Below are 531 nucleotides of genomic sequence, written 5' to 3' on the forward strand. Positions count from 1 at the left end.
ATGTCAGCCTTGGACTGGTAATAGGCTTGACGACAATGGCCAAACAGACGGCAGGCTGGCGCTACTTTCATCTTGCGAAGCCTGACCAGTTCCGTTACTATTTGGCCCCAGGTTTTTTTCTGATGGGAATGTTAAAATACTCTTCCGCACGCCTGATCATTAAATCACGGGCCTCGGTTTCCAACCGGGAGAAGGCAAGGGCCTTCTCCAACTCCTTAACACGCTTCTTGAGTCGCGCGTTTTCATCATGGTAATCCTCTTTGCTTCGATCGCTCATATCCGTAGGGGCTTGACACGGAGCCAAAGATACCTCTTTTACCACTGATTCATACTTCGCCAGCCATTTATTTAACAAAGTTATCCCACTAATACCATGTTGTTTGCAAAAACTGGTTTTGCTCATGCCGGATTGATAATAAGAATGAAGAAGATGCAATTTCTCTTCTTCGCTGTAATGCTCATGTTTTTTGCGCATAATAATTACACATTTTATTGTTATTGAATGTGTCTACCTATATCAGCATAAGACAA

General features: G+C 43.3%; 1 protein-coding gene. It reads right to left on the minus strand.

Going from position 1 to position 531, the window contains the following annotated elements; all coding sequences use genetic code 11:
- Nucleotides 1-97: 97 nt before the first annotated feature.
- The gene (locus tag ACESPU_RS21715; RefSeq protein WP_005863417.1) at nucleotides 98-475 is read right to left on the minus strand and encodes a transposase; all 378 of its coding nucleotides are present in this window, start codon (nucleotides 473-475) and stop codon (nucleotides 98-100) included.
- Nucleotides 476-531: the final 56 nt, after the last annotated feature.

This window comes from Parabacteroides sp. 20_3, assembly GCF_964238835.1.
In the GTDB taxonomy this organism is placed as follows: domain Bacteria; phylum Bacteroidota; class Bacteroidia; order Bacteroidales; family Tannerellaceae; genus Parabacteroides; species Parabacteroides distasonis.

Bases quoted from the DNA above. Each gene is read 5' to 3' on its own strand.
- ACESPU_RS21715 (WP_005863417.1), bottom strand. From the start codon at position 475: ATGCGCAAAAAACATGAGCATTACAGCGAAGAAGAGAAATTGCATCTT.